This window comes from Paenibacillus sp. OAE614 (assembly GCF_040546645.1).
Taxonomy (GTDB): Bacteria; Bacillota; Bacilli; order Paenibacillales; family Paenibacillaceae; genus Paenibacillus_AQ; species Paenibacillus_AQ favisporus.
Genome location: NZ_JBEPOD010000001.1, coordinates 263,438 through 284,725 on the forward strand (window position 1 = coordinate 263,438; position 21,288 = coordinate 284,725).

At 54.4% G+C, this 21,288-nt stretch carries 22 protein-coding genes; 16 read left to right on the forward strand and 6 right to left on the reverse strand.

Annotated elements, in window-relative coordinates; translation table 11 throughout:
- Positions 1-6 precede the first annotated feature (6 nt).
- A complete protein-coding gene (locus ABIE48_RS01380) occupies positions 7-687 on the reverse strand; it encodes an SOS response-associated peptidase (RefSeq protein ID WP_192716269.1) in 681 nt (226 codons plus the stop codon).
- 127 nt (positions 688-814) lie between these two features.
- Between ABIE48_RS01380 and ABIE48_RS01385 the strand changes: the two genes are divergently transcribed.
- Positions 815-1,012 carry a YqaE/Pmp3 family membrane protein gene (locus ABIE48_RS01385; RefSeq protein WP_076174899.1) on the forward strand — a complete coding sequence of 66 codons (198 nt, stop codon included), beginning with the start codon at positions 815-817 and terminating at the stop codon, positions 1,010-1,012.
- A gap of 508 nt (positions 1,013-1,520) precedes the next feature.
- A complete protein-coding gene (locus tag ABIE48_RS01390; protein WP_192716270.1) occupies positions 1,521-1,724 on the forward strand; it encodes a DUF6199 family natural product biosynthesis protein in 204 nt (67 codons plus the stop codon).
- A gap of 56 nt (positions 1,725-1,780) precedes the next feature.
- Here ABIE48_RS01390 and ABIE48_RS01395 read toward each other — a convergent pair whose 3' ends face one another.
- A complete protein-coding gene (locus tag ABIE48_RS01395) occupies positions 1,781-2,539 on the reverse strand; it encodes an SDR family NAD(P)-dependent oxidoreductase (RefSeq protein WP_145026022.1) in 759 nt (252 codons plus the stop codon).
- 149 nt (positions 2,540-2,688) lie between these two features.
- Here ABIE48_RS01395 and ABIE48_RS01400 point away from each other — a divergent pair, with 149 nt between their 5' ends.
- The 7 genes from ABIE48_RS01400 (at position 2,689) to tyrS (ending at position 9,368) form a co-directional block, all read left to right on the forward strand.
- Complete coding sequence (locus ABIE48_RS01400; RefSeq protein ID WP_192716271.1) at positions 2,689-3,993, forward strand: helix-turn-helix domain-containing protein; 1,305 nt, start codon at positions 2,689-2,691, stop codon at positions 3,991-3,993.
- Positions 3,994-4,240: 247 nt separating this feature from the next.
- On the forward strand, positions 4,241-4,813 hold the full coding sequence (locus ABIE48_RS01405; protein ID WP_192716272.1) for a sulfurtransferase TusA family protein: 573 nt from the start codon (positions 4,241-4,243) through the stop codon (positions 4,811-4,813).
- Between the two features lie 40 nt (positions 4,814-4,853).
- Positions 4,854-5,249, forward strand: a complete 396-nt coding sequence (locus ABIE48_RS01410) for a DsrE/DsrF/DrsH-like family protein (RefSeq protein WP_089549959.1) — start codon at positions 4,854-4,856, stop codon at positions 5,247-5,249.
- Between the two features lie 18 nt (positions 5,250-5,267).
- Positions 5,268-6,422: an MBL fold metallo-hydrolase gene (locus tag ABIE48_RS01415; protein WP_192716273.1), complete on the forward strand. Its 1,155-nt coding sequence runs from the start codon at positions 5,268-5,270 to the stop codon at positions 6,420-6,422.
- Between the two features lie 71 nt (positions 6,423-6,493).
- Positions 6,494-7,285 (forward strand): sulfite exporter TauE/SafE family protein, encoded by a 792-nt coding sequence (locus tag ABIE48_RS01420; RefSeq protein WP_192716274.1) that lies wholly within the window; start codon positions 6,494-6,496, stop codon positions 7,283-7,285.
- A 119-nt stretch (positions 7,286-7,404) separates the two neighbouring features.
- Positions 7,405-7,674, forward strand: coding sequence for a metal-sensitive transcriptional regulator (locus ABIE48_RS01425; RefSeq protein ID WP_152400323.1), 270 nt, complete (start codon positions 7,405-7,407; stop codon positions 7,672-7,674).
- Between the two features lie 434 nt (positions 7,675-8,108).
- On the forward strand, positions 8,109-9,368 hold the full coding sequence (tyrS, locus tag ABIE48_RS01430) for a tyrosine--tRNA ligase (protein ID WP_192716275.1): 1,260 nt from the start codon (positions 8,109-8,111) through the stop codon (positions 9,366-9,368).
- Positions 9,369-9,531: 163 nt separating this feature from the next.
- Here the strand turns inward: tyrS and ABIE48_RS01435 are convergent, their stop codons facing one another.
- Positions 9,532-10,050, reverse strand: a complete 519-nt coding sequence (locus ABIE48_RS01435; protein WP_145026004.1) for a DUF3231 family protein — start codon at positions 10,048-10,050, stop codon at positions 9,532-9,534.
- Between the two features lie 335 nt (positions 10,051-10,385).
- On the opposite strand from ABIE48_RS01435, the gene ABIE48_RS01440 reads away from it, so the two are divergent.
- The 5 genes from ABIE48_RS01440 to ABIE48_RS01460 all read left to right on the forward strand — a co-directional run bounded on the left by ABIE48_RS01440 (position 10,386) and on the right by ABIE48_RS01460 (position 15,566).
- Complete coding sequence (locus ABIE48_RS01440) at positions 10,386-11,216, forward strand: alpha/beta hydrolase (RefSeq protein ID WP_192716276.1); 831 nt, start codon at positions 10,386-10,388, stop codon at positions 11,214-11,216.
- A gap of 194 nt (positions 11,217-11,410) precedes the next feature.
- A complete protein-coding gene (locus ABIE48_RS01445; RefSeq protein ID WP_354518160.1) occupies positions 11,411-12,922 on the forward strand; it encodes a YheC/YheD family protein in 1,512 nt (503 codons plus the stop codon).
- 101 nt (positions 12,923-13,023) lie between these two features.
- Positions 13,024-13,440, forward strand: a complete 417-nt coding sequence (locus ABIE48_RS01450) for a VOC family protein (RefSeq protein ID WP_145025995.1) — start codon at positions 13,024-13,026, stop codon at positions 13,438-13,440.
- 405 nt (positions 13,441-13,845) lie between these two features.
- Positions 13,846-14,757 carry a prenyltransferase gene (locus tag ABIE48_RS01455; RefSeq protein ID WP_076174866.1) on the forward strand — a complete coding sequence of 304 codons (912 nt, stop codon included), beginning with the start codon at positions 13,846-13,848 and terminating at the stop codon, positions 14,755-14,757.
- A 47-nt stretch (positions 14,758-14,804) separates the two neighbouring features.
- Positions 14,805-15,566: a DUF6081 family protein gene (locus ABIE48_RS01460; protein ID WP_105442101.1), complete on the forward strand. Its 762-nt coding sequence runs from the start codon at positions 14,805-14,807 to the stop codon at positions 15,564-15,566.
- A gap of 174 nt (positions 15,567-15,740) precedes the next feature.
- Here ABIE48_RS01460 and ABIE48_RS01465 read toward each other — a convergent pair whose 3' ends face one another.
- From ABIE48_RS01465 to ABIE48_RS01475, 3 genes are read right to left on the reverse strand one after another with little or no spacing between them, the layout of a single operon-like run.
- A complete protein-coding gene (locus tag ABIE48_RS01465) occupies positions 15,741-16,655 on the reverse strand; it encodes a glycine betaine ABC transporter substrate-binding protein (RefSeq protein ID WP_145025992.1) in 915 nt (304 codons plus the stop codon).
- A 1-nt stretch (position 16,656) separates the two neighbouring features.
- Positions 16,657-17,490 (reverse strand): ABC transporter permease, encoded by an 834-nt coding sequence (locus ABIE48_RS01470; RefSeq protein ID WP_145025989.1) that lies wholly within the window; start codon positions 17,488-17,490, stop codon positions 16,657-16,659.
- Positions 17,468-18,685 carry a quaternary amine ABC transporter ATP-binding protein gene (locus tag ABIE48_RS01475; RefSeq protein WP_076174856.1) on the reverse strand — a complete coding sequence of 406 codons (1,218 nt, stop codon included), beginning with the start codon at positions 18,683-18,685 and terminating at the stop codon, positions 17,468-17,470. The genes ABIE48_RS01470 and ABIE48_RS01475 overlap by 23 nt, the downstream gene beginning before the upstream one ends.
- 365 nt (positions 18,686-19,050) lie before the next feature.
- Between ABIE48_RS01475 and ABIE48_RS01480 the strand changes: the two genes are divergently transcribed.
- A complete protein-coding gene (locus ABIE48_RS01480; protein ID WP_192716278.1) occupies positions 19,051-19,620 on the forward strand; it encodes a GbsR/MarR family transcriptional regulator in 570 nt (189 codons plus the stop codon).
- A 156-nt stretch (positions 19,621-19,776) separates the two neighbouring features.
- Positions 19,777-21,072, forward strand: a complete 1,296-nt coding sequence (locus ABIE48_RS01485) for an aspartate aminotransferase type Ic (RefSeq protein ID WP_483312641.1) — start codon at positions 19,777-19,779, stop codon at positions 21,070-21,072.
- The last annotated feature ends 216 nt before the right edge of the window (positions 21,073-21,288 follow it).

Consider the following 21,288-nt stretch of genomic DNA (forward strand, 5'->3'; position numbering starts at 1 on the left):
GCATTTTTATTTGGAATTCAGGGCGATTTTCTCGATCAATTCTTCACCTTCATTCCGCACGTTTCCGACCGATCTCGACACGGGATAGGAGTACATGTCCTCTGCCTCGTAAGGCCGCAGCAGCCCCTGCAGCAAGTCCTTATCGGACACGCCGGGATCCAGCCAGATGTTCAGCTCTTCCTCACCAAGAATAACGGGCATGCGGTCGTGGACCTTCTTCGTAAGGGAATTCGGCTTTGTCGTTATGATGGTGCAGCTCGTGATCAGCTCGCCCTCCGGGCTTTTCCAATCATCGTACAGGCCGGCAAAAGCAAACACGTTTCTCGATTTAACCCGGAACCGGTAGGGCTGCTTATGCTCGCCTTCATGAGTCCACTCGTAGAATCCGTCTGCCAACACAGCCATTCGTTTCTCAGGAAAAGCTGACCGAAATGCCGGCTTGCTGTCAATCGACTCCGCACGGGCATTAAACGTATGGTAGGCCATCTTTTTCGTCTTGGCCCAGAACGGCAGCAGACCCCAGTGAAACCCCTGCAATATCCGCTTTGCGTGATCGCTTCGAACGCCGGCAACCGTTTGGGTCGGGGCTATATTATACCGTGGAGTTATTTCATACTGGACATCATCGATGTCAAATGGGTGAACGAGATCCTCTTCTTCAACCGCCAATGTAAACCGTCCGCACATGTCATGTCCTCCTTACTTCATCTCCGTTTTCTTTTTATTACCCCAAAAATGAGTGCGGCACAAAATGAAACGAAGATACCGCGGCGGCGTATTATAGATCATTCGAACAGAAATGAGGTTAACGCCAATGCGTTATTTATTATGCTTTCTTCCGCCGCTGGCCGTTCTGAGCTGCGGTAAATTGGGACAGTTCATCTTAAGTATCATTCTTACGTGCATCGGCTACATTCCGGGCGTCATTCATGCGATGCTTGTGGTTCATTCATACAAAGAAGATCAACGGGCGGATCGGATCGTACGGGCGATTCGGGAGCAGCATCGGTAAAACGAGGGTCATTCTTATAATATAGAACTGGCGTCTGATATCCATTAAAGGTTCCCAAAGGTGGGGGCCTTTTCCTTTATATAGGATTCAGCTATGTTATTTTCACCCAGCCGTTTATTGCAACAAAAATTAACATACAGCCCACTTTCCTGTATAATTAAGGGAAAATTGCGAGGTGGAACCAATGAAGCGTTTTTCCTTAGGGGATAAGATCCTGATTTTTTTCCTGCTCGGGTTGGCGGCACTGTTTATCATCAGTTTCTTTGTAGTGCGTTACATCATCCGGCATGTGTCGTTTGCTCCGTAAGCAGGCAGCCATTGATTTAAAAGGAGTGGCCCTATGAAAAATATGAGGTACAATCAAGTCGAACGTTATGCGGATAGATCCACCTGGCTTTTGGATGTGCTGCTGTATCTCCCTCGGTTACTTATCAAATTGCTCAGTTGACTTGCTTATCCCGGAACGACGGCTGCGTGATCCCGTTTATCCATAAAGGAGTCGATACATATGCCGGTGCTGATCATGGGAATCGTGCTTGCTGCGATTGGCTGGTTTGCCAGAAAAAAGCCGGAATCGTGGTGGTTTCGAAGATTCGGCGAGGATTGGGATGCGGAGCTGAGTGAAGATCGGCGATGGTACCTTCGCTTTGTCGGCATGATTCTTATGATCTTCGGTGGACTGCTGTGTTTGGCAGGTGTGTTCAGTATTTGAGAATGAGAAAAACCCTCTCTGATTCCAGAGAGGGTCTTTGTCGTAAGCTAAGCAGCTTACAGTGTCAGGCCGCCGTCCACAAGGACTATGGAGCCAACCATGTAGCTTGACCGGTCGGAGGCCAGGAAGGAGACCATTTCGGCTAATTCCTCCGGCTGCGCGTAGCGGCCGATCCGCATGTTGCTGACTTCTTCCGGCATATAGCCGCCCGCTTTGAACTGTTCTTCCACGCTTTGGGTCAGCGAGGTCTGCACGCCGCCAGGGCAGATGGCGTTGACCCGGATGCCCTTTTTCACGTATTCCATGGCTGCCGACTTCGTCAATCCGATCACCGCATGCTTGGTTGCAGAGTATACGGACACGCTGTGCTCGCTGCGGATGCCGGCGGTCGACGCCGTATTGATGATCGAGCCGCTGCCCTGCTTCTCCATCACTTTGAGTACATATTTCAGCCCCAGGAAGGCACCCTTCATGTTAACGGCAACGAGACGGTCGAATTCCGCTTCTTCCACGTCGGCCAGCAGTGAAAACTTCTGAATGATGCCGGCATTGTTGAAAAAGGCATCGATCCGGCCATAGGTGTCCACGGCGGCATTGACGTAGCGCTGCACGTCTTCGCTCTTGGATACGTCCGCCTGAACGAAAATGCCTTCGCCGCCCTCGTCCTGAACCATCCGCAGCGTTTCTTCGCCGGTTTCGCGGTTAAAATCGACCAGCACAACTTTGGCCCCATTGGCGGCCATCTTTAAACTGCTGGCTCTGCCGATGCCGCTTCCGGCGCCGGTGACCAGCACGATTTTATTTTCCAGTTCCATCGTAAATTCCCCCTAATCGTTGATCTTGATCTGTTCATTGACCATTGTACGAGGGTTTGATCGGCAATTATTGTACTCTTCTACGCTTAATTGTATTATTTTAATGTAAAGAAACCGTTATCATTTATGCCGGCAAAAGGGGGAGCGTCATGCGGTTCGCATTGGAAGAAATTAAATACGTGTGCCACCATCTGCATGAGGCCCATGGCGTGTCTGTATTTTATGTCAACACCCGCGGGCAATTTGAATATGAAAGTCCGGCTGCGAGCATCCGTCAGAGCCCGTATTATGTTCCGCTTCAGGAGCAAGTCAGGGAACATGCGGTAAACGGCGGACTGAAGAAGATTCCGGCCTTTTTTTCCATCAACAGGCTGCATTTTTTTCGAATCGTTCTGCAGCATGACGATGCAGCCTTGGGACAAATCGTGGTTGGACCCTGTCTCGACGCCGGGCTGGACGAAACGCAAATCGATTACATCACGGAGCTGATGCACGAATTTTCAAATGTCCGGGTGCTGATTGAGTTTTACCAATCCCTGCCCGTTATTGGCCCGGAACGCTTTCGTTCCATGAGCCTGTTGGTTTACAGCCTGTTCTACCAGGAACGGTTGGACCCGGCACAGATCGTTGAGACCAGCGGCGAGCAGCCACCGGAGAATCAGCCGCCGCATGCGCCGGATCTGGAGATTTCGCGGGAACGGATGAACCTGATTTCCCATACCAACCTTTCGCATGAGCGGGTGCTGCTGGATTATGTCCGCAAGGGACGCACCGATAAAGTCCAGGACGTCGTCCGTTATTCACTGATCGGCGAAGACGAGCTGGGCAAGCTGTCCAGGCGCAGCCGGATCCGCAGCGAGAAAAACCTGATGATCACCGGCGTGGCCTTGATCTGCCGGGCGGCGATCGAAGGCGGGCTGAACGAGGAGACGGCCTTTACGCTGAGCGATTACTATATTCAGCAGCTGGAGGAGCAGGAAAGCCTGCAGGCGATATCCAAGGTGATGACCGAGGCGGTGTTTGCGTTTACGAAACGGGTGTCCAAAGTTAAGGAGCAGCGGTATTCCTCAACGATTACAGCCTGCCAGCACTATATTTCCGACCACCTCTACGACGACATTACACTCGAGCAGCTGGCGAAGCTGACCTATTTGAGTCCCAACTACTTATCCAGCCTGTTCAAGAAAAAAGTAGGTGTCTCCATCAGTGAATATATCCAGCTCGAAAGAATTGACGAGGCGAAAAAGCTGCTGATGCTGACGAAATACAAGGTTTCGGACATCTGCTCATGGTTGAACTTTAACGATCAGAGTTACTTCAACAGGGTATTTAAAAAAATGACCGGTGTGACGCCAAAACGGTACCGGGAGGAGGGATCAGCCGGGCGAGCGGCGGAAAAACGAGAAGAATCAGAAGAACCAAAAGAACCAGAAGAACCGAAGTTCCCTGTTTAACACGGATACCCGAATCTCCAGTTCCTTTGGCGATTCATATGCTGATGTCTAAGGACAACAATGAAAAGATAAACAAGCTTCCAGCAGGGGTCATCCTGCAGGAGGCTTTTTTTAATATTCCATGATTTGGCGGTTTGACAATTCGCTGCTTTCATCCTAGAATTATACCCATAGGGGTATACGTATAATACCTCGATCAATGAGCAACACACATCCGGATCTTACTTTATAAGGGAGGTTTACAAGCATGGCGGAAATATCGGCAAATGTCACGTTGGACTGCAAAGGTTTGTCCTGCCCGATGCCTATCGTCCGAACCAAAAAAGCGATGGATCAGCTTGAAGCGGGGCAGGTCATCGAGGTGTTGGCCACAGACCGGGGGTCTTTGGCGGATATGCAGGGCTGGGCCAAAAATACGGGCCACCAGTACCTGGGGACGCTCGAAGACGGGGAGGTGCTGAAGCATTACCTGCGCAAATCCCGGCCGGAAGAGCTGAAGGAAGCGGCGAATTACCCGCACATCGCTACCAATGAAGAGCTTCAAAGCAAGCTCGCAGCGAGCATGGACTTGGTTGTTCTGGACGTGCGGGAGCCGGCTGAATATGCGTTTGGCCACATACCCGGGGCGGTATCCATTCCGCTGGGGGACCTGGAGGATCGCCTTTCGGAGTTGGATCCTGAAGACAGCATTCATGTGGTATGCCGCACAGGATCGCGCAGCGATCTGGCATGTCAGCTTCTTGCCGAGCATGGATTTCAGCATGTAAGCAACGTCGTGCCCGGCATGTCCGCATGGACGGGACCGATTGAAAATCAATAAAACCAAAAACCAAATTCAATATTTTACGGAGGTATGATCGATGAGTACAAAAGTAGCGATTATTGCCAGCAACGGCGGACTGTTCGATGCCTATAAAGTGTTTAACATTGCCACGGCGGCTGCAGCCACCGAGGCGGAGGTAGCCATCTTCTTTACTTTCGAAGGCTTGAATCTGATTCACAAGCAGGCCCACCAGCAGCTGCCGCTGCCGGCCGGACGCGAGCATTTCGCCGAAGGGTTCCAGAAGGCTAACGTTCCGGGCATTCCGGAACTTGTCGCGATGGCGCAGGAGCTTGGCGTCCGGATGATCGGCTGCCAAATGACGATGGACGTCATGAATTTGACGAAGGATGACTTTATCGACGGAATTGAAGTCGGGGGAGCGGTGACCTTTCTCGACTTTGCCAAGGATGCCAACGTCACCTTATCTTTCTGACAAGGAGGAATCTTTGATATGACAGCTTCAGTGAATACGAATCCGGGCGTCATGACGGCCAAGGAGCTGACACGGCGGATTCTGGCCAAGGAAGAATTGTTGATTTTGGACGTGCGCAATGAGAGTGACTTTAACGACTGGAAGATCGAAGGGGAGAAGATCGAGATTATCAACATCCCGTACTTCGATCTGCTGGACGGTGTTGATGACGCCCTTGCCCGGCTGCCTGAAGGTAAAGACGTCCTCGTCGTGTGTGCCAAGGAGGGATCCTCCCAATTCGTCGCTGAACAGCTGGCTGAAGCAGGCAGAACCGGCGTGTCCTACCTGGAAGGCGGCATGAAATCCTGGAGCGAGCATTTGGAACCGGTCCAGATCGCCGAATTGGACGGCGGGGGCGCGCTGTATCAGTTCGTGCGGATCGGCAAAGGCTGCCTGTCTTATATGGTGGTCTCCGGCGGCGAAGCTGCCGTTATCGATACGCCGCGCATGACGGGCATCTTGGAAAGCTTTGCAGGCGAACAGGGGGCGGTGATCAAGCATACGCTGGACACGCATCTGCATGCCGACCACATTTCCGGCGGAAAAGCGTTAGCCGAACGCACCGGAGCGGCCTACTGGCTGCCGCCGAAAGATGCGGAGGAAGTTAACTTTTCCTATGAGCGCCTGGAGGAAGGCCGGGAGATTAAGGTGGGAAGCACCACCATTGCCATCGAGCCGGTGTATTCCCCGGGGCATACGATTGGAAGCACGTCGCTGATCATCGACGGGAAGTATCTGCTGACCGGCGATATTTTATTCGTCGAATCTATCGGCCGTCCAGACCTAGCGGGCCAGGCGGAGGATTGGGTGGACGACCTGCGGAGCACGCTGTACAGCCGGTATAAAGGGCTGTCCGAGGACATGATCGTGCTGCCGGCGCATTTCGGTAAAATCTCCGAGCTTGGTGAGGACGGGAAGGTCATGGCCCGGCTGGCGGACCTGTTCCGTCACAATCCGGGGCTGAACATTCCGGACGAGGCAACGTTCCGGCGCACCGTTACGGATAATCTTCCGCCGCAGCCCCATGCCTATCAGGAGATCCGGCAGGCAAACATGGGCAAAATCCATCCGACCGAAGAGGAGCAGCGCGAGATGGAGATCGGGCCGAACCGCTGTGCGGTTCATGACAAGTAACCGGCGCGCGAAATGCGCGACAGCCTGTTTTCATTAAGGATGCTTAGTGAGGAGAAAGGAGGGAGGATACCATGGCGGATATGATGCTGTACGCTGTCATGCTGCTGCTGGGGCTCGTCGGATCGTTCTTCTCCGGACTGCTCGGCATCGGTGGAGCGATCATCAATTTCCCCCTGCTGCTGTATGTTCCGCCCATGCTGGGATTGCCGTCGTTCTCCGCGCACGAGGTTTCCGCGATCAGTATGTTCCAGATTTTCTTCTCTTCACTGTCGGGCGTGCTGGCGTACCGGTCGAAGCCCGATCCGAAAGGAGGGACGGTCCACAAAGGCCTCGTCATGTATATGGGGGGAGGCATTCTGGCCGGCAGCCTGCTTGGAGGACTGGTCTCCGGAGCGATGGACGGGACGGTTATCAACGTGATTTACGGCATATTGGCGGTACTCGCCGTCGTCCTCATGCTCATTCCGAACCGGGGAACGGAGGGCCGGTCTGAACCGCTAACGTTTAACAAAACCGTAGCCGTCATTGCGGCCTTTCTGGTCGGTGCTGTTTCCGGCATCGTGGGTGCGGGCGGATCGTTTATACTGATTCCTATCATGCTGACGGTGCTGCGCATTCCCACCCGGACGACGATCGCTTCCTCGCTGGCCATTGTGCTGATTTCGGCGGTCGGCGGGGTCATCGGCAAAATCGCGGGCGGAGGCATTCCGCTCGGACCGACCGTCTTTACCGTCCTTGGCAGCCTGATCGGGGCTCCGCTCGGATCGAGAATCAGCTCCAGGATGAACGTGACATTTTTGCGGTACGCGCTGGTGGTGTTGATCGCTTTCACGGCTGTGAAAATATGGGCGTCCCTGCTGTGAGGAAGATCGGGTGGAATAAATTTCAGTGCGGCAGCGGGATCCGTACCAGTGTAGTTTTGTTTTTTTTGCTCTATAATATACCCATACCGGTATATCGTTAGAAAAGGTGGGATCCTGACATGGATTACAATTACACGGATGAAATGAAAACACGTCTGCGCCGCATCGAAGGGCAGATCCGGGGCGTGCTGCGCCTCATGGATGAAGGAAAATCGTGCAAGGAGGTCGTCTCCCAATTGTCCGCCGTGCGCAACGCCTCGGATAAGGCGATCGCCCAGATCGTCGCGGAGAACCTGCAGCAGTGCATCTTGGCGGAGCAGGAGGCCGGGAATATGGACACCGGAAAAATGGTGAAGGAAGCCGTGGAGCTGCTTGTGAAAAGCCGGTAAACCCTGGCATTTGACAACCCCGGAGGAAATCAATATACTTTGCTTATCCATTTGAATATTCGGAATATACGCGGAAAGAGCGAAGTAGCGGGAAGTCCCTGTTCTCAGAAAGCCGGGGGTCGATGCGACCCGGCAGCACACGGTCCTGACGAATTACACTCTGGAGTATCTTGGGTAATGCCAAGCGGAATGGCCAACGTTACATGCGCCGTCGAGTGGTGCAGCATGCCTTGAACGAGGCGGACCTGCGCAATGTGGGTGGTAACACGGTTATGACAATCGTCCCTTAGGTCTGTTTCAGGCCGAGGGACGATTTTTTGCGTTTCCCGGCTTTATGCGGAAGCCTTGCATCTGGGCAGAAGCCCGCCTCGTTCCATGTATAACCGATTTTTATCCCATATTTCTATGAACAAACAAAGGAGCTGGACAAGGAAATGAACATTATTGACGAACTGGAGTGGCGCGAGGCCATTAACCAACAGACGGACGCGGAGGGACTCCGCCAATTGACGGAGGAGAAATCGATCTCCCTGTACTGCGGCGTCGACCCGACCGGGGACAGCATGCACATCGGGCACCTGATCCCGTTCATGATGCTGAAACGGTTCCAGCTGGCCGGACACCGGCCGGTCATTCTGATCGGCGGCGCCACCGGAACAATCGGTGATCCGAGCGGACGCCAGTCCGAACGCACGCTGCAGACGATGGAACAGGTGCAGGCGAACGTGAACGCCCTGACCGCCCAAATGAAGAAGCTGTTCCTGACGGAAGGCGACAACCAGCTGCGCATGGTGAATAACTACGACTGGACGCATCAGCTGAACGTCATTGATTTTCTCCGCGATTACGGGAAAAACTTCAGCATCAACACGATGCTGGCCAAGGATATTGTCGCGAATCGGCTCGAAACCGGCATTTCGTACACCGAATTTTCCTACCAAATCCTGCAGTCGATGGACTTCCTGCACCTGTACCGGGAAGAGGACGTCCAGCTGCAGATCGGCGGTTCCGACCAATGGGGCAACATTACGAGCGGCCTGGATCTGATCCGGAAAAAGGAAGGCCCGGAAGCGAAAGCATTCGGCCTGACCATCCCGCTCATGCTGAAGGCGGACGGCACGAAATTCGGCAAAACCGCCGGCGGCGCCATTTGGCTCGATCCGAAGAAAACGACGCCGTACGAGTTCTACCAGTTCTGGGCGAACACAGACGACCGCGACGTCGTCAAGTACCTGAAGTACTTCACCTTCCTGGACAAAGAAGCGATCGACGCTTTGGCGGAAAAGGTGCAGACCGAGCCGCACAAACGCGAAGCGCAGATCACGCTGGCCGAGGAAATGACCCGGTTCGTCCATGGCGAAGAAATGCTGGCCCAAGCTAAAAAAATCACCGCTGCGCTCTTCAGCGGCGACATCAAGTCGCTCACCGCGGACGAAATCGAGCAGGGCTTCAAGGAAATGCCGACGTTTGAAGCTTCGAAGGAATCCAAAAACATCATCGACTGGCTCGTCGATGTCGGCATTGAGCCGTCCAAACGCCAAGCTCGGGAGGATCTGAATTCGGGAGCCATCTCCATGAATGGCGAGCGTGTCAGCGACGCCGAGCTGGAAGTAAGCGCGGACCATGCCATCGAAGGCCGGTTTATCATCATCCGCAAAGGTAAGAAAAAATACCATCTCGTGAAGCTGTCCTAGTCTCCGGACGTTTCTTTCGGAGTCAGGAACTGCGTTAGAACGTCAGACGGGATCTATCACAAAAAAGGCTTTCCTGCCGTCCATGGGGACGAAGGGAAAGCCTTTTTGCCGTACATTCGAACGAACCAAGACGGCAGTCGCCGTAAGCGGCGGAAGGGCTGGGTTACGCCTTCTCCTCAACCGGACGCTCAACGTGAAGCGGTGGGGGAACGAGCCAGCCCTTCTCCTTGTTCATGCGGAGAATCCGCACGCCGAGGGCGGTCTTGGTTGCATGGTATTTGGCGAATAACGCGCCGATGTCCTCGCGGATGGACATGCCCATAATCGCGCTGCAGCCAGCCAGTCCCGCGGCGGTGTCGGCTGCCAGCTTGGCGCCGATTTCCTGGTCCATAAAGCGGGCCCCGGGCGGTATGTCTTCCAGATTGACGGCCGGTCTGTCGGCCATAATCGGCGCCGGGACGACGCCGTTGTCGGTCAGCAGCTTATCGCATTCCTTGATTTCGGTCTTGGCTTGGTCGATCAGGTCCTCAAGAATTTGTTTGAGGTCTTTGTCTCCGGCATGGTTCAGATATACCTGATAGCAGGAGACGAGTCCTTTGGCCATCATGGAAACTTCCCATAAATTGAAGACTTCGCCGTAATGCATCGGTTGGTGTTTCGGATTTCCGTCGAGAATACCCATCGATTTCATTCTCTCCTTAGTTTTAGGTAGGGCAGTACCGTTACATTATGAGCAATTCCCTTCGGTTTCATGTACGCAGCCGAAGCTTGTAGCTCCGCTATGGATTGCATATCACGAGTCGCCGGACCGCGTTCCGATGACCGACTGGCACGATACCGAACCGACCGGCAGATGAATTTTCAGTACGGAGCGTCGTTGGCGGATTGTATATCAAGCTGCTGAAGAATCAGGGGCTTTCGCGCTGACTTTTCGGCTAAATTGAGTGTAAGCCCTTTAATTATGTATGCTCCCATTGTAAAATGGTGGACAAAACCATATGACAAGGGGACGATCGAATGAGCACAGCAGCAAGCAGGCTGCCTGACAGCAAGCAGCGCATACCATTATGGGAGGATGTTCCGCTGGGACAAAGCGGGCCGGAGAACGAGGGCTGCCCCAGCATAACGCCATATCTGCTCGAAGGAGAAGGCCCTTTCCCGATGATGGTGGTATGCCCGGGAGGCGGATATGTCATGCGCGCAGACCATGAAGGCGAACCGATCGCCTTGTGGCTGAACAGCATCGGGGTGTCGGCAGTGGTCCTGAACTACCGCGTGTCGCCGAACCGCCACCCGGTTCCGCTGGGAGACGCCCAGCGGGCGATCCGGACCGTGCGAAGCCTCGCGGCCGATTGGAACATCGATCCGGCGCGGGTAGGCATTTTGGGCTTTTCCGCCGGTGGGCACTTGGCGTCCACCGCTGGCACCCATTTTGATGCAGGCCAGGCGGATGCGGAAGATCCGGTCGAGCGCGAGAGCAGCCGTCCCGAACTGCAGGTGCTGTGCTATCCGGTCATCAGCTTCGGGCCATATACCCACGAAGGCAGCAAGTATTCGCTGCTCGGGGAAGAGCCGGACGCCGAACTGGTCCAGTATTTGTCCAACGAGACGCGGGTCACGCCGGATACGCCGCCGGCCTTTATTTGGCATACGGCCGATGACGGGGCCGTTCCTGCGGAGAACAGCCTGCTCTTCGCCCTCGCTTTAAGCCGCGAGAAGATTCCTTATGCGCTGCACGTGTTCGAGGCCGGACGCCACGGACTTGGGCTCGCGGAGGAAGAAGAGGCCGTCAAGGCATGGCCGGACCTGTGCGCGACCTGGCTGAGAGAACGGCAATTCATACAATAATGCTTAAACCCGAAAGAAAGGGACGACGCTTATGGAGCGGACGTCCCTTCTTGCCGTTAAGGAGGGGATAAGCACTTCCATCCTCTCCAAGGCATACGCTGGTTACGAACGAGTTGAATTGAAAACCCCCAGGAGGATGATACAGAAGTGATGACCCGTACTTTTGGCATCGGAAGCCCAGGCAGGGGATGGGTATGAACACCACGCTCGGCCTAATGTCTGCCAAGACAGCCGGAAGGTCCCATTTTCTTCCCTATGTTGAGGCAGCGAATGAGGCAGGTTTCAAACGGTTGATTCTTTTTGCGCCTGAAGATGTGAATCTGGCCCGTCGAAAAATTACCGGTTACACTTATCAAAAGCATAAGTGGGTGCGTACGGTACAGGGATTTCCGGATCTCATTTATGATATAGGCCATTACAGGACGATCCGCAGTTACCAGCAAGCGGAAGAAATCAAATCCTTCAGCCGTCTGCCCTTTCTTGGGGACTGGCTTGGCAATAAGTGGGTCGTCTATCAGGGACTGAAGGCGTCTCCGGAAATCGCGGAGCACTTGGTGGAGACGGAGCTGCTGATTCGGGCGGCCGACGGGATTTCCATGCTGGAGCAGCACAAAGCGCTCATGCTGAAACCGGTCAGTGGAGACTCGGGTACCGGGATCAAACGGATCAGTCTTCGCAAGGACATGCTGATTGTTGAGGAAGACGGGGGCGTATGCCGCGGTATTAAGGTAGAATCGGCAGGGAGATATTTAGATCAGCTGGCCGCCAAAGGTTATATGATGCAGCCGGCGCTCGATTTGCGCGTGAACAGCCGAAACCCCTGGGACTGCCGTGCGCTGATCCAGAAAGATGGGCTGGGCAGCTGGAGCTTTACCGGGCTCGTCGTCCATGTAGGACAGACAAGCCGTCTGACGACGCATCCGGAGCACGGCGGGCAAACGTTGGAGGCGTATCCCTTTTTGGCCAAGAGATTTGGGGAGGAGGAAGCGAAGAGGCTGTACGAACAGGTAAAGGACCTGTCACGGCGGGTAGCGGAGCAGCTGGAGCTATACTACAACCGGAGCTTTGCCGAATTGGGCGTCGATTTGGCCATAAGCGAGGATCGGTCCCTCCATATTCTGGAGGTGAACCATAAGCCGGGCAAGCCGTTCATGCGAACGGAGCGTGACCTCGAACTCTATTTGAAAAGCATCCGGGTGCCGTTCCAATACGCAGCTTATCTGGCTCATACGCAAGCTGCGGTTATTCCGGCGGCACCTCCATGGTCGCGGGATACGTCCGGATGCTCCAGAGCGGAGCTCATCGAACAGATCATCCAGGACGGCATGGCATTCTACCGGACTCCATACCGGTTCGGTGCGGTGCCCTGGTCCATCGACGCGTTCGATTGCAGCTCGTTCATGCAATTTATTTTTGCCAGAAACGGTCTGCTGCTGCCGCGTACGTCCAGACAGCAAAGCCTCCTGGGATATGACGTGGCCAGAAAGAACCTGCAGCGGGGCGATCTGCTGTTCTTTTCCGTCCACTCCCGAACGCATAAAAAAGGGCTGGAACGAATCGGCCATGTCGGCATTTATCATGGCGGCGGCCGGTTCCTTCATTCCTGCAAAGCGGGCGGCGTCGTGGTCACGGAGCTCTCGGATCCGTATTGGAATCGGCTGTATATTAAGGGCCGCCGGGTGATTGAAGAGGATGGCTGCTCGTAGGCGGCGTTAGAGCATCATTTTTCGGCATGTCCTTATCAATCGCAGGGGCGTGGGATATAATGGATTGTGCATGTCCCATATGATAAAGGAGGACTACCCGAATGAGTGTAAAGATATCGCCTTACATTGTAATGAATGGCAATTGTGCCGAGGCTGTTGCGTTTTATGAAAAAGTGCTGCAGGCCAAAAACCTGGGATTGTCCCGCTTCAGCGATATGCCGGATCCGGATCATCCGCTGCCGGATGAAGCCAAAGATCGCGTACTGCATGCCGCACTTGAATTTGACGGCAACATGCTGCTCTTCTCCGATACGTTTCCGGGAAATCCGTATCAGCTTGGGGATCAGTTGAGCATCGCTATTACATCAAATGACAGCGAGCGTCTCCAATCGGTCTTCGCCGGATTGTCGGATGGGGGACAGGTGCTGATGGAACTGCAGAAGACGTTTTGGAGCCCGGCCTTCGGCATGGTCCGGGACAAGTTCGGCATCACGTGGCAGGTCAGCACAGAGCAATAGGAGTTTAGCAGGATCGATCCGAACCACAGTACGGATCCTGGCAGGAGCTTCCAAGGCAATCTACCAGTTGATTCTCGTCAATCAGAAACAAGCCATGGCACAACCGGAACGCTCCATTCTTCATTCGAAGGGCAGCGGGAAAGAGGGCCGTGGCTTTTTTGGCTTGGGCTGGAACCTGACATCGCGTGGAATCTTCCTGATTTATACATTCCGGTGACAACATCCGCGAAAGTGTGATATCCTTGTGAAGGATGATACAAACCTCCTTTCAGTGCATGTCGTTAACGATATCCATCATGGGAAAGTTTGTGAAAAATATCATTTGTTTGGCAATACGGCGTTTTCGCCCGAAAATTATACGAACCCATTTTTCATGGGTACATTATAAGGAAGGGAGCATGGTGCATGCTCAAACAGTTCATGAAAGCCTCACGCTTCGGAGTTGTACCGGTCATGCTGATTCCGGTCGCGCTGGGAGCGTTGGGGGCTTTTGTATGGAACGGCGTTTTTAACGTCTGGCTGTTTCTGATTACGCTCGTCGGTGCGGCGTCGGCCCACCTGTTCTCCAACATGGTGAACGACCTGTGGGATTACAAGAGCGGGACCGATACGGCTGCCAAAGAGGCCGTGGATGCGGTCTCCACGAACTCGGGCTTTTTGACGGGCGGTGTATGGAGCATTCGCAAGTTTGCGGCGGTCACTTGGGCGCTGTTTGGCGTTGCCGCGGCTTGCGGAATTATATTGGCCGTATTCTCAGGGCCGTGGGCTTTCATTTTCGGCGCACTCGGCGGCTTGATCGCATACTTCTATGTGGCGCCACCACTGAAGTTCGGATACCGGGGCAAAGGCTACTCGGAAGTCGCAATCCTGCTCTCGTTCGGCGTTCTTCCGGTCATGGGGGCCTATTATGTGCAAACCTCGCATTTGGATCTGCGGGCGCTGCTCCTGTCCCTGCCGATCGGCCTGTTAACTACGCTGATTCTGTTCAACCATCACTTTTTACACTGGCAGGCGGACCGCCAGGCCGGCAAACGTACGCTGGTCGTCGTGTGGGGCGAGCAAAGAGCGCTTGGCTTCTCCCGGTTTCTGCTGTTTCTGTCCGCGCTGATGCTCGTGGTCAGCGTCATTGCCGGGGCGCTTCCGGTGTACGGACTGCTGGCCCTGCCGGGCATGATTCCGCTGTACCAGGTGTACGGCAAGCTGAAGTCTCATAATAACAGCCATGCCTATATTCCGCTGATGGGAGCTTCGGTGAAATCGACCCAGCGGAGCGGGATCATTATGATTATATGTTTACTGATACAAGGCTTGATCTGACCTTAACGGCCATATTGACTTAAGCGAGAAAGGAAGTTCGATGCTACATGGTACAACAACGCGTTTTTGGGGATTTTCATACGATTCTGTCGGAGGGCGAGGTTTGGAAAATCGGCGGCTTTCCGCTGCCGGACGGTACGTTCTGGGAATACCGGGAGCCTGACGCGGTAGTCATTGTCCGCAACGGCATTCTGTACGTCCGTGCTCCGCTGAGCCGGCAAAACGACCAGATTCAAATTTTGGACAACGCGAAGCATATGTATTATTCAGTGGAAACGGTCAAAGTACCGGATCACGGAGTGGTCGACTTCGAACTGCAGATCCGTGCCCGCTCGGTCAATACCGTGCCGAACGATCTGTACGACGGCTACGTATCGCTTAACCTGCTGGATTTCACGACCGGAGCGGCGCTGGATTTCTTTGCCGGCAACGACAAATATGCCAGCGTGTACGCTGTTCTTCCTTTCCCGGGGGTAGAGGTTCCGCCATCGGACAAGACCCGGTATTTCTGCATCTTTAAAGAAGACACCAACTTTAAGCCACGTGAATTCAACACCTACAAAATTACGTATGACCGCGGAAACGACGAAGCTGTGTTCTATTTGAACGGCACGGAAATCCGCCGGGAGAAGAACATCCCGATCAAGTTCAACGAGTTTACGATCGCGCTCGGCATCATGACTGAGAAGGACATCTCGCCGGAAGGCAGCGTGTCCGTTCATGGGCAGGTCGTGACGGCCGAGTATTCGCCGGTGACCGTGACGATCGACGACCGTTCGGAGAATAAGCGGGCTGCTGAAGAAGAGTAAACGTAAGAGTGAAGAGGCGCGCAACAGAGCCATTCTATAGAATGGCTGCACCGGCTCGGTGTCTGGATGACGGACCGGACTCCTCTTCCAGCAAAAAAGGGCTGGGTCCCCAGGTAGAACAATCTACCGGGGCCCAGCCCTTTTTTTGTATGAACCTATAGAGAATGAATTGAATTATTTCTTCAGGTCTTCGATTGACTTAATGTCAACGTAGGACGGCACGACCAGGCCGGTTTTGACGCCGGTCATATTAGCGCCCAGATCATCGATCTGATCCTTGAATTTGGCGAGGTAATCGGCGTGGGTCAGCGGCAGCCAGGCTGCGGCCGATGCGTCCACGTCCCCGTTGGCGACGCCGGTCCACATTGGTCCTGCCTCTACCTGGAGGGCGGTTACCTTGTAGCCCAGTTTTTCCTGGAGGATGTACTGCAGCAGGTTGGTGCTGGCGATTTCCGAATCCCAGGCTACGTAGCTCAGCTTCAGCGGGTTGCCGTTAACAGGCTTCAGGTCCTTGATCCATTCATTGACCCGGTCGGCGTGGCTGTCAGCCCATGCCTTGGCGGCCTCTTCCGGCTTCTTGCCTTCCTGGATCGCCGTCATGATCTCACCCATTTCATCGGAGGACCATTCAAACCGGTCAAGGAATGCGTAAGCGGTCGGCTCATCCTGTTCCAGACCCTTGCGGGCGATCGTATGGATTTCCTCGGCTTCACCGTATACTTTCTTCGGATCATCCAGGTACTTCAGGTCATATTTGGAGAACATCCAGTGCGGTGTCCATCCGGTAATGACGATCGGCTTTTTGGCCTTAATGTCTTTGGCCAGCGTCGCAGTCATCGCCGCGCCGGAGCCTTCAATCAGCTTCCAGTCGGACAGGCCGTATTCTTCGATGGCTTTGTTGGTCGCCTTCATGATTCCGGCACCGGGGTCGATACCGATAATTTCGTAGTTGACCTGTTTACCGAAGGAATCAGTGCTGCCTTCTCCGCTTGCCGACCCGCCGGAGCCGTTTTGGCCGCAGGCGGACAGCATCAGTGCGCCGGCCAGACCAAGGCTGGCCAGGATCGTCCATTTTTTCTGTTTTTTCATGTTATGCACCCCTTTTTTTGGATTTAAATAGGTTTTGCGTAAAGCGGTCGAGCACGATAGCGAGAATAACCACCGCAAGACCGGCTTCGAAGCCTTTCCCGATTTGGAGCTGGGTTACCGCGCGGTATACCTCGGCTCCGATGCCCTGGGCGCCGATCATCGAAGCGATGACGACCATGGACAGCGACAGCATGATGGTCTGGTTGATGCCGGCCATCAGCGTCGGCATGGCCAACGGCAGCTGCACCTTGAAGAGCTTCTGCGGTCCGGTGGAACCGAAGGCATCGGCTGCTTCCGTGAGCTCGCCGGACACCTGCTGAATGCCGAGCAGGGTCAGGCGGATCGTCGGCGGAATCGCGAAGATAACCGAAGCGATGACCCCTGGCACGACGCCCAGGCTGAAGAAGGTAACTGCCGGCAGCAGATAGACGAAGGCCGGCATCGTCTGCATGAAATCGAGTAGCGGCGTAATGATGCGGGACGCCCCTTTGCTGTAAGCACACCAGATGCCGATCGGAACGCCTAAGACGACCGAAATCAAGGCGGAGGTGATGACCAGACTGAGGGTGTCCATCGTCTGCGGCCAGTACCCCAGGTTATAAATCAGCAGAAATCCGATCACCGAGAACAGCGTCAGGGATATCCGCCCGACCAGGAAGGCAAGAATACCGAGTATGACGATAAACAGGAACGGATGCGGCAGCATGAACAGCCAGGTAAATCCGTTAACGATGCCTTCGATGACGCTCGAAATGAAGTCGAACAGGACCGTCAGATGGTCTCCCATCCAGCCGACCAATGCTTCAATCCACTCATCCAGCGGTATTTTCGGCATTTGGGCTCACCTCCTTCGAACTGTTCTCCCCGGCGAGCGCCCCAAGCAGGGCACCCCGGACAATAACGCCCGCAAGACGGTCGTTGTCGTCGACGACGGCGAGCGGTACTTTGGACATGCTGGTGATTTCAAACAGCTCATTGATCAGGACGTCCGGATGGACTCTTGGACCGTCCGTGATCAGAATATCCGCAAGCGTTTTGCCGCTGCGCATCGCTTCCGAGGCATCCTCCGCCGTGATGACGCCGAGCAGCCGCTTGCCGCGGTCGATGACGAACAGGTTGGAGATGCCGCGCTCGCGCATCAGCTCGAGCGCCACCCTCGGCCCCCGGTCCGGCATGATCGTCTCCGGACGGCGCATGACATGGGCGGCGGTCAGCACCTTGGACAGGTCGACGTCCTCGACGAACCGCTCCACATAGGCGTTGGCCGGCTGCGTCAGAATTTCTTCCGGCGTGCCCACCTGCACGACGGCGCCATCCTTCATGAGCGCAATCCGGTCGCCGATCCGCAGCGCTTCGTCCAGATCGTGCGTGATGAAGATAATCGTTTTCTTCATCGTCTCCTGCAGTTCGAGCAGCTCATCCTGCATGTCACGGCGGATCAGCGGATCAAGCGCGCTGAAGGCTTCGTCCATCAGCAGAATCTCCGGGTCATTCGCGAGCGCCCGCGCCAGACCGACGCGCTGCTGCATGCCGCCGCTCAGCTCGTCGGGAGATTTGTTTTCCCAGCCCTTGAGGCCGACCAGTTCGAGCGACTTCATCGCTTTCTCCGTGCGCTCCGGCTTTTTGACCTTTTGAATCTCAAGCCCGTATTCCACGTTTTCCAGTACGGTCCGGTGCGGAAACAGCGCGAACTTCTGAAAAACCATACTGATCGTCTGGCGCCGTACCTTACGGAGCTGCTCCTTATTCATTTTTCTTAAATCCTGCCCGTGAACGAGGATTTCCCCCGCCGTAGGCTCAATCAGCCGGTTCAGCATCCGGACGAGGGTGGATTTGCCGCTGCCGGACAGCCCCATAATGACGAAAATTTCGCCAGCTTCAATACTGAGGTTGACCCGGTTCACCCCGACGGTCACGGATTTTTCCTTCGCCAGCTTCTCCTTGTTCCAGCCTTGTTCGAGCAGTCCGACGCTTTGCTCCGCCTGGGCTCCGAACAATTTGCTGACTTGTTTAAGCTGCAAAATAGACAACTGTGATACCCCCTTATTGCTTCTCTATCGTTGATAAGTGCGAACACGATGCTGCGTGAATAACCAACGGGTAACAGTGTAACAATTAATATATATAGTATCAAACGTTTTAACCGTACGTAAAGAACGTACAGAAAAAACTGTACGAAATTTACTGCCGAATGCTCCCATATCCGCCGTTTTCCTGACGGATCGGTTTCTTTACAATTAAAATCGGTTTACATACAATAGACGATGAAGGTTTGGTCTTCTCCATACTTTTTCACTTACAAACACGGGCAACACAAGCGGATTCCGGACCTTGTTCAGGCTTATGGGCCGGGGATTCTGCGGAGAATGGTTGAACAAATAAGGAGGTTGCAAGCATGAGCTTGGACCAATTCGAAGATGAACGCGACGCAGCAATCCACAAGGTACGCAAGCGCGTCATTGAAACGATCGGAAGAAACATGGACTTATATGGAATCTCCCAGTCCACCGGACATTTATACGGGCTGCTTTTTTTTGCAGACAAGCCGATGACTCTGGATGAAATGGGACGGGAAATGAAAATGAGCAAGACCAGCATGAGCACGGGCGTCCGGACCCTGCTGGACTTGAAGATGGTCAATAAAGTATGGGAGAAGGGCTCCCGCAAGGACTTATATGAAGTGGAATACGACTGGTATCAGACGTTTACCGACTTTTTCGATATCAAGTGGAGAAAATCGGTAGAGAGCAATATCCAGATTCTGAGCAAGTCCATCGACGAAATGGGCCGCTTGCTGACGGCGTACGAGCATGATCCCGAGTTCACCGAGCTGCTGCGCAAGGATATCGCCAAACTGCACGAGGCGGTTGCTTATTACGGCTGGCTGGACCGGCTCATCGATACGTTTGAGAGCGGAGAGATATTCAAGCTGGTCCCGAAGGAGCCTCCAACCCCACACAGCTAAACATAAAAAGCACCGGAACCGGGCTGCGTTACAGCAGTCCGGTTTTTTTGGATTTTCATGACGCCAGGCGTGGTGATTTTTGTAGTTGACATCCGCCTGCCTTCGGTCATATGGTGTAATTTAGTAAAAGTTAGATGAAGAGCTGAGCGAGGAGAGATGAAGATGGTTACGGGTTATACCGGATGGCAGGAAGATGAGTTAAGGCGGGAGCAAGGCCGGCTGCAAGCTGAATACGAGGCATACCGGAGTCTTAATTTGAAGCTGGATATGTCCCGGGGCAAGCCGTGCCCGGAGCAGCTGCAGCTTTCGAACGAAATGCTGGACGTTCTGCCGTCCGGGGAAGAACTTCGGGCGGAGGATGGGACGGACTGCCGCAATTACGGTGGCCTTGACGGAATCCCGGAGGCGAAGCGGTTTTTTGCCGAGATGCTTGGGGTTCAGTCTTCTGAAGTGATCGTTCAGGGCAACTCCAGCCTAAACTTGATGTATGATGCGCTGGCACGGGCGATGCTGTTCGGGGTGCTTGGCAGTGAGCAGCCGTGGAGCAAGCTCCCGTCCGTCAAATTCCTGTGTCCAAGCCCTGGGTATGACCGCCATTTTGCGATCTGCGAGCAGCTGAATATCGAAATGATCACCGTAGATATGACGCCGGAAGGGCCGGATATGGACGCAGTAGAGAGGCTTGTCGCCGAAGATGACTCCATCAAGGGAATTTGGTGTGTGCCGAAGTACAGCAACCCCGGCGGTATCACGTATTCCGACGAAACGGTGGAACGGCTGGCCCGGATGAAGACGAGGGCTGGCGATTTCCGCATTTTCTGGGATGACGCTTATACGGTCCATCATCTGACTTCAAGGCATGACGAGCTGAAAAATATGCTGGAAGCCTGCTCGAACGCCGGCAATCCTGACCGTGTGTTCATCTTTGCATCCACTTCCAAGGTGACTTTTCCGGGTTCCGGCGTAGCGGCATTGGCGGCGAGCAGGGACAACCTCAGCCATATGAAAAAACAGCTGTCCGTGCAGACGATCGGCCCGGATAAAGTGAATCAGCTGCGGCACATCCGCTTTCTTAAGGATATGGAGCATCTGGGCCGCCACATGGAAAAGCATGCTGCGATCATCAAGCCGAAATTCGACTTGGTGCTGAATAAGCTGGAATCCGGGATTGGCACCAAGGATATCGCTTCATGGAGCAAGCCCAGCGGCGGTTATTTTATCAGCCTGGATACGATGGACGGCTGTGCACGGGAAGTCGTGCGGCGTGCAGCGGAGGCCGGGGTGACACTAACGCCTGCCGGGGCCACTTATCCGTACGGGCGCGATCCGCGGGACCGCAATATCCGTATTGCGCCAACCTATCCATCGCTCGAAGAGCTTGCGCAGGCCATCGATATTTTGTGCGCATGCGTGCAGCTGGTATCGATCGATCGTATTTTGGCGGATCAATAGAGCAGCAGCATTTTTTAAGACAGGCAGGTCAGGAGGGATGGGTCGGAGATGGTACCGCAGGGGCGGTATCCTGGCCCTGCCTCCGGCCTGCCGTTTCTTTTTGCCGAATGACTGGAACATGGCTGCCTTCCCCCGCTAACGGAATCCGGGCATGTTGCCAGACAGCGCCGCGGACACGTCTTGTTCCACGAGGAACGTTTCATGGTCAGCAAATCA

Coding starts and splice junctions, on each gene's coding strand:
- ABIE48_RS01415 (WP_192716273.1), top strand. CDS start 5,268: ATGACAGCTTCAGTGAATACGAATCCGGGCGTCATGACGGCCAAGGAG.
- ABIE48_RS01425 (WP_152400323.1), top strand. CDS start 7,405: ATGGATTACAATTACACGGATGAAATGAAAACACGTCTGCGCCGCATC.
- ABIE48_RS01460 (WP_105442101.1), top strand. CDS start 14,805: ATGGTACAACAACGCGTTTTTGGGGATTTTCATACGATTCTGTCGGAG.
- ABIE48_RS01445 (WP_354518160.1), top strand. CDS start 11,411: ATGAACACCACGCTCGGCCTAATGTCTGCCAAGACAGCCGGAAGGTCC.
- ABIE48_RS01405 (WP_192716272.1), top strand. CDS start 4,241: ATGGCGGAAATATCGGCAAATGTCACGTTGGACTGCAAAGGTTTGTCC.
- ABIE48_RS01450 (WP_145025995.1), top strand. CDS start 13,024: ATGAGTGTAAAGATATCGCCTTACATTGTAATGAATGGCAATTGTGCC.
- ABIE48_RS01380 (WP_192716269.1), bottom strand. CDS start 687: ATGTGCGGACGGTTTACATTGGCGGTTGAAGAAGAGGATCTCGTTCAC.
- ABIE48_RS01485 (WP_483312641.1), top strand. CDS start 19,777: ATGAAGATGGTTACGGGTTATACCGGATGGCAGGAAGATGAGTTAAGG.
- ABIE48_RS01410 (WP_089549959.1), top strand. CDS start 4,854: ATGAGTACAAAAGTAGCGATTATTGCCAGCAACGGCGGACTGTTCGAT.
- ABIE48_RS01455 (WP_076174866.1), top strand. CDS start 13,846: ATGCTCAAACAGTTCATGAAAGCCTCACGCTTCGGAGTTGTACCGGTC.
- ABIE48_RS01470 (WP_145025989.1), bottom strand. CDS start 17,490: ATGCCGAAAATACCGCTGGATGAGTGGATTGAAGCATTGGTCGGCTGG.
- ABIE48_RS01385 (WP_076174899.1), top strand. CDS start 815: ATGCGTTATTTATTATGCTTTCTTCCGCCGCTGGCCGTTCTGAGCTGC.
- ABIE48_RS01420 (WP_192716274.1), top strand. CDS start 6,494: ATGGCGGATATGATGCTGTACGCTGTCATGCTGCTGCTGGGGCTCGTC.
- ABIE48_RS01465 (WP_145025992.1), bottom strand. CDS start 16,655: ATGAAAAAACAGAAAAAATGGACGATCCTGGCCAGCCTTGGTCTGGCC.
- ABIE48_RS01435 (WP_145026004.1), bottom strand. CDS start 10,050: ATGGGTATTCTCGACGGAAATCCGAAACACCAACCGATGCATTACGGC.
- tyrS (WP_192716275.1), top strand. CDS start 8,109: ATGAACATTATTGACGAACTGGAGTGGCGCGAGGCCATTAACCAACAG.
- ABIE48_RS01390 (WP_192716270.1), top strand. CDS start 1,521: ATGCCGGTGCTGATCATGGGAATCGTGCTTGCTGCGATTGGCTGGTTT.
- ABIE48_RS01395 (WP_145026022.1), bottom strand. CDS start 2,539: ATGGAACTGGAAAATAAAATCGTGCTGGTCACCGGCGCCGGAAGCGGC.
- ABIE48_RS01480 (WP_192716278.1), top strand. CDS start 19,051: ATGAGCTTGGACCAATTCGAAGATGAACGCGACGCAGCAATCCACAAG.
- ABIE48_RS01400 (WP_192716271.1), top strand. CDS start 2,689: ATGCGGTTCGCATTGGAAGAAATTAAATACGTGTGCCACCATCTGCAT.
- ABIE48_RS01440 (WP_192716276.1), top strand. CDS start 10,386: ATGAGCACAGCAGCAAGCAGGCTGCCTGACAGCAAGCAGCGCATACCA.